Source organism: Mesorhizobium sp. M8A.F.Ca.ET.021.01.1.1 (assembly GCF_003998025.1).
Lineage (GTDB): Bacteria > Pseudomonadota > Alphaproteobacteria > Rhizobiales > Rhizobiaceae > Mesorhizobium.
The window spans coordinates 1-5495 of record NZ_RZSJ01000425.1 but is presented as its reverse complement, the minus strand read 5'-3'; the positions used below and the strand labels follow the sequence as shown (position 1 = coordinate 5495).

The following is a 5495-nucleotide window of genomic DNA, read 5'->3' as shown; positions in this document are numbered from 1 at the left end:
CCGTCCGCGACAATGTGGCGCAAAGAAACCCCGCCTTCAGCCGGGCGAACAACGCCTCGCTGCGAGCCTGGTCCGGCAGGAAGGCAATCCCGCCTGTCGTCGCCAGGAGAATGCGCAGCGCGTAGACGGCCGCCTGGTCGTCGCCGGCGCTGAGCAGGGCCGGGTCGAGCCGGACGAGACCCGTCGCCGGCCGGCTGGCAAAGCGCTCGACCAGAGAGGCGGCCTTGGCGCCAAGCCGCATGCGGGCGCCGGCCGCCTGTGCCGCCAACGCCAGCGCGTCGTTCATGCGCTGTGCGCCGGCCTCCCCGGCAAGGGCCGCGCGCATGCGCGGCCGCTCGAAGGCTTCATCGGCATTGGTCGGGTCCTCGGCCCAGCCGACCTGTTGGCGGTGCAGGAAATCGCGCAGCACAGAGCGCCGGACGCCAAGAAGCGGTCGCACGATCCAGTCGCGCCAGTCATGCAAGGTGGCGGGCGCCATGCCGGCAAGGCCCCGTCCTTCATCGCGGCCCGCATCGTTGCGATCGCGCCGCATCAGCACCGTCTCGGCCTGGTCGTCCGATGTATGTCCGGTCACGATCAGGCCGATGCCCTCCGCCCGGGCGGCGCTGGCGAGCAGCCGGTAGCGCGCCTCGCGCGCTGCCGCAGGCAGGCCGGTCGATGGTTTTTCTCCCGACCAGGCCAGGATGCGGTGGGCGATGCCGCGCCCCGCGCAAAGCTGCGCCACGGCCTGCGCCTCACCAGCCGAACCGTGCCGCAAGCCGTGATCGACCGTGATCGCGAGCAGCCTCGTGGACGGCGCGATTTTGTCGAGATGCTGTTTGAGAAGAAGAAGGAGCGCGATCGAGTCGCTGCCGCCTGATACGGCCGCAACGGCGCCGTTGGTAAAATCGATATGCGAAAAAAGTCTCGTCGAAAACTCAGGCCCGGTGTCGAGCATCAATGCATTCGTCCAAAAGTCCCCGGTTTGGGACTGCGACATCCCCGGGAAAGATCAGCACGCAGCCAGGGCCTTCTCCTGCTTGACGCGTTCCTTGAGTGTGCTGGAAATATCGGGATAGCGCTTGCCGACCTCGCTGAAGGTGGCGCAGGCGACATCATGCTGCTTGAGGCCGACCAGCGACACACCGAGCTTCAACAGCATGTCGGGTGCCTTCTTGGCCTTGGGATAGTCCTTGCTGGCAGCGAGGAAGACTTCCGCCGCATCGCGGTATTTCTGCTGGCCAAGCAGCGATTCCCCCAGCCAGTAATGCGCGTCCGCCGTCTTGGCGTCTTTGGGGAAGCGGGAGATATGGTCGCGGAAACCCTGTTCGGCGGTGCCGTAGTCGCCCGACAGGATGAACTGGTAGGAGTTGCGGTAGAGCTCTTCGGGATTGTTGGTGGCGGGCAGCGCCGCGACCTGCGTGCCGCCGGACTTGCCAGCCTTGGCAGGTGCGCTGGCGGCAGGTGCGGTGTCCTGTGCCGGCGCGGTTGCCTGCGTGCTGCCGCCGGCATCGATCACATTGCCGTTCTTGTCGACGGTGATGGACCCAAAAGTCTTTTCGGGCGCTCCCTTGCCGGGGATCAGCTTGCCGGGGTCACCGTCGGGCGATTCGACGATGACGTCCTCGACCGTCTTGCCGCCTGTGGATTGATCGCCGCCGGGCGCGGCGCCGGCATCAGCCGGCGCCTGGGTTGCCCGGGCCGAGGCCACGTCGGTGTTGGTTCCGGTGGTGGCATCTGATTTCTTCTGCGCCGGCGGTTGTCCGCCTTGCGAGCCGCCTTCGAGCTGCTGGAAGCGGAACTCGTTGTCTTCCTGCTGTTTGCGGATCTGCTCCTGCATCTGCAAGATCTGGAAATTGAGTTCCTCGACCTTGCCGGTCAGCTGCCGCAGTTGGTCCTCGAGCCCGGTCACGCCGGCGCCGCTCGACTGCGCGAGCTGGACTTGATCCTGCTTTTTCTTCTCACCGAAAAGGCTGGGCAACTCAAGTGTCGGCAGATGGAACGAAAACCCGCTCTCGGTTGATTGCCCCGAACCGCTCGCCAAAGCGGTTACGCCTGATAGGAGCAGCAGCGCAAGCGTGCCGCTCAGAACCGATCTCAAATGCATGTGCCTCTCGCCGTCCAATCGTTAGCTTGTTCGCGCCTTCCAATCGATGTGAGACCAGCCAAGCGCCCTCGGCTCATAGCAGGGCGCGAGACTTCGGCCAAATTTTGTTTCGGGCCCCAGGATATGAAAAAGGCGGCCGGGAGGCCGCCTTTCGCAGAGGTGTGTTGTATTTTTGCCGATCAGGAACCGGCGCCGCTGAGCGTGGTGACGGCCCGGCGATTCTGCGACCAGCAGGAGATGTCATCGCACACGGCGACCGGACGTTCCTTGCCGTAGGAAATCGTCTTGAGGCGGCTGGCCGAAACGCCCTTGGAAACCAGGAAGTCGCGGGTGGCGGCGGCACGACGGGCACCGAGCGCCAGATTGTATTCGCGCGTTCCGCGTTCGTCGGCATGGCCTTCGACGACGATGGCATACTGCTTGTACTGGTTCAGCCACTGCGCCTGGCGCGAAAGCGTCGTCTGCGCGTCGGCCCGGATCGAGGTCGAGTCCGTATCGAAGAAGATGCGGTCGCCGATGTTGACGGTGAAGTCCTGCGCCGAGCCGGGCGTTGCGGCACCTGCGCCGTTGAGACCAAGATCGGCCGCGTTGTTCGGCGTCTTCTTCGAGGCGCAACCGGCGACGGCGAGCATCGCCACCAGCGCGATCATGACCGGGTTTCTGGTAAGTGCTGCGATACGGCCCATGCCGCCTCTCCTTCGTATTCGAGTGATCGTGTTTCGAGTGATTTCGTTGATCACCCAGTAACCACGTTTGGGTTAACCGGCATTCAAGAAACACGGTTAAAATTTGGTTTAGGCCGCCCGTCCGCAGCCGTTTGTCGTAAGCCACAGTTGGCGCGGACCCTAGGCGGAAATGCGGCCAAAACGCGACGAAGACATGGAAAAGGGGGAATGTAAGGGGAATTGAAGAGTTGGAGAACTGGAGAATTGAAGAAGGATGTTCACCTTAACTTCTCTCTGAGGTTCACCAGCATTCCGTACACATGGGCATACGATTGTAGCCACTCGTCCCATTGCGCCTGTGAGATGTATTCGAGGTCGAATGCGTATGAAATCCACGTCTCGACTTCACTGCACGATCCCATGGCCATCGAAACGAACCGGGCGAATTCGGCTTTGGAGTGGGTCTGTTGGCAAACCCCTCGGCCAGATTGGCGCAAATCCCTTTGCTGGAACGCCGCAGCTGATCGGCCAGCGCGTATTGCTCTATTTTGGGGAAAGCGAGCGTGGCCTTGTGAACCGTAAGAGAGACCATGTAAGCGCGCTTGTAGACCTCCAGATCCTTTGCTCGCTTTACGTAGCCTTCTGCTTTCTCCATCTCTTCAATTCTTCAATTCGCCAATTCCCGTATTATTCCAGCAGCGGTGACCAGGCCGGATCAGAAGCAAAATTCGCGGTCGGGATCGGCTGCTCGTTGCGGCCGGTGAGATCGACGGAAACCAGCTTCGGGCCGCCATTGGAGTCGCGGAAGAACATCAGCACGCGGCCGTTCGGCGCCCAGGTCGGGCCTTCCTGCTGGAAGCCGGACGACAGGATGCGCTCGCCAGAGCCGTCGGTTTTCATGACGCCGATCTGAAATTCGCCGCCGCTCTGCTTGGTGAAGGCGATGAGGTCGCCGCGCGGCGACCACACCGGCGTCGAATAGACGCCGTCGCCGAAGGAGATGCGGGTCTGGCCGGAGCCATCGGCGCCCATGACGTAGATCTGCGCGCGGCCGCCACGGTCGGAGGTGAACACCACCTTGCTGCCGTCGGGCGAATAGGAGGGCGAGGTGTCGATGGCGGTCGAGTTGGTCAGACGCGTGGTCGAACGGCTGCGCAGGTCCATCGCGAAGATGTTGGAATTGCCGTCGTCGCGCAGCAGGCTCATGATCACCTTCTGGCCGTCGGGCGAGAAGCGCGGCGCGAACGTCATGCCGGGAAAATTGCTGACCAGTTCGCGCTGCCCGGTCTCGATCTGCAAGAGATAGACCCGCGGCTGGCCGCTCTCATAGGACATGTAGGTAATTTCCTGCCGGTTCGGCGAGAAGCGCGGCGTCAGCACGATCGACCGCCCATCCGAGAGGTAGCGGATGTTGGCGCCGTCCTGGTCCATGATGGCGAGACGCTTCTTGCGCGCGTTCTTGGCGCCGGACTCGTCGATGAAGACGACGCGCGTGTCGAAATAGCCCTTCTCGCCGGTCAGCCGCTCATAGATGGCATCGGCGATGATATGAGCGACGCGGCGCTGATTGGCGTCGTTGGCGAAGAACTGCTCGCCGGCCATCTGCTGGCCCGCGAATGTATCCCACAGCCGGTACTGGGCGCGGATGCGGCCGTCTGCTTCCTTGCTGACGCTTCCGGTGACCAGCGCTTGCGCGTTGATCACCTTCCAGTCGTCGAAGCGGGGGGTTGCGTCCGGATTGGCGATCTTCTCGATGAAGGCGCTCTTGTCGATCGGCGCGAACAGGCCGGAGCGCTTCAAATCGGCGGTGACGATCTGTGATATCTGAGCGCCAAGCGCATCGCCACCCTGGAAATCCGTGATGGCGATCGGCAGCGGCTCGACATTGCCCTTGTTGACGTTGAGTTCGACCAGCGCCCACGCAGGCATCGGAACGACGGCCGTCATGCCCAGCGCCATCGCTGCAATCGTCAGGAGCGGCTTGAGGAAAGATCGCATATCTTCTCGCTTCTCTTCTTTGATTGGGTGGACGCCCGGCCTAGAGGCCAAGCATTTCCCTTGGATCGAAGGTGACCCGGATGTCGTTCCAGATGTCCTGTTTGCCGGCGGGAACCTGCAGGCCGGCCACGTCGCATTTCTGAACCGCGCGCACCGCGCTTTCGTCAAATTGCCGGTTGCCGCTCGACTTTTCGACGGACGGGCGGCCGTCGAGCTTGCCCGAATTGTCCAGGTTGAAGCGGACCACGACGACGAAATTCTCCGAACCTTCAAGCCCGGCCGGCAATGTCCAGCAACCGCCCAACTGGCTTTCCAGGGCGCCCTGCTCCGACTTCGACAGCTTCTGGCCCTGATCCTTGTCGCCACCGAGCGACGCCTGCTGGGTCGAGCGCTTGGCACCACCGCCGGACGGCTTCTGCTTGTCGAGCAAGGCCGAAATCTCATTGGCGTTGAACTGCTTGTCGTCGGACTTCGGCTTGGACGAGGCTTCCTTGACCGGCTTGTCGGCATCCTTGCGTTCCGGCGCCTTGGCGCTTTCGGCCTGTGCCGGCTGCGGCTTTGGCCGCGCTTCCGGCGCGGGCGCCGAATTCGGCAATTGCGTCTCTTCGGTTGGCGGGTCCTTCGCTATGGCCTCGGCGACGGCGTCGGGCTTGACCTCGGGCGTCGGATCGATAGCGGCTGTCTTGTCCTGCGGCGACGGAAGTGGCGCCAGCGCCGACGCCCAAGGAAGAGGTGAAGCCCGAGCC

Annotated in this window: 6 protein-coding genes and 1 pseudogene; all 7 read right to left on the bottom strand. The window is 63.1% G+C overall.

From position 1 onward, the window contains the following. Positions 1–937, bottom strand: a 937-nt coding sequence (gene tilS, locus EOA36_RS25935; RefSeq protein WP_127279989.1) for a tRNA lysidine(34) synthetase TilS, incomplete at its 3' end; no start/stop codon positions are given. 54 nt (positions 938–991) lie between these two features. Beyond that, complete coding sequence (gene ybgF / locus EOA36_RS25930; RefSeq protein ID WP_127279988.1) at positions 992–2086, bottom strand: tol-pal system protein YbgF; 1095 nt, start codon at positions 2084–2086, stop codon at positions 992–994. A gap of 179 nt (positions 2087–2265) precedes the next feature. Beyond that, complete coding sequence (gene pal, locus EOA36_RS25925; protein WP_127279987.1) at positions 2266–2772, bottom strand: peptidoglycan-associated lipoprotein Pal; 507 nt, start codon at positions 2770–2772, stop codon at positions 2266–2268. Positions 2773–3029: 257 nt separating this feature from the next. Continuing rightward, entirely contained in the window at positions 3030–3173 is a 144-nt protein-coding gene (locus EOA36_RS38835) for a four helix bundle protein (protein ID WP_281040082.1), read from the bottom strand. 107 nt (positions 3174–3280) lie between these two features. Beyond that, a pseudogene (locus EOA36_RS38830) lies at positions 3281–3343 on the bottom strand (four helix bundle protein); the annotation flags it as partial. Positions 3344–3438: 95 nt separating this feature from the next. Continuing rightward, positions 3439–4749, bottom strand: coding sequence for a Tol-Pal system beta propeller repeat protein TolB (tolB, locus tag EOA36_RS25915; protein ID WP_127279986.1), 1311 nt, complete (start codon positions 4747–4749; stop codon positions 3439–3441). 40 nt (positions 4750–4789) lie between these two features. Beyond that, positions 4790–5495: energy transducer TonB (locus EOA36_RS25910; RefSeq protein ID WP_127279985.1), on the bottom strand; the 706-nt coding region annotated here is incomplete at its 5' end.